1 protein-coding gene is annotated in these 467 nt (G+C 73.0%); it reads left to right on the top strand.

The genetic code is table 11. The annotated features are described in order from the left end of the window. Window positions 1-467 (top strand): AAA family ATPase (locus tag AC5RUJ_RS18320; RefSeq protein ID WP_494156527.1); only part of this gene is annotated, 467 nt, incomplete at both ends.

Below are 467 nucleotides of genomic sequence, written 5' to 3'. Positions count from 1 at the left end.
GCCGGCGGTGCGGCCACCGGACCGGCGGGGCCGTCCTCGGTGATCCTGTGGGGCCCGCCGGGCACCGGCAAGACCACCTTGGCGCACGTGATCGCCCGCGGTCCCGGCCGCAAGTTCGTGGAGCTCTCCGCCATCACCGCCGGCGTCAAGGACGTGCGCCGGGTGATGGACGAGGCCCTGACCGCCCGCGACTTGCACCGGATTACCACCGTGCTGTTCCTGGACGAGATCCACCGCTTCAACAAGGCGCAGCAGGACGCGCTGCTGCCCGGCGTCGAGAACCGCTGGGTGGTGCTGGTCGCCGCGACCACCGAGAACCCGTCGTTCTCCGTGGTCTCGCCGCTGCTGTCCCGCTCGCTGCTGCTGACGCTGCAGCCGCTGACCGCCGACGACATCGAGTCCCTGCTGGTGCGGGCCGTGGCGGACGAGCGCGGGCTGGCCGGGCGGGTGGCCCTGAGCGACGAGGC

The sequence above is a fragment of the Arthrobacter sp. Y3223164 genome (genome assembly GCF_059091005.1).
The sequence above is the reverse complement of the archived record's forward strand: the minus strand, read 5'-3'. Positions and strand labels throughout refer to the sequence as shown.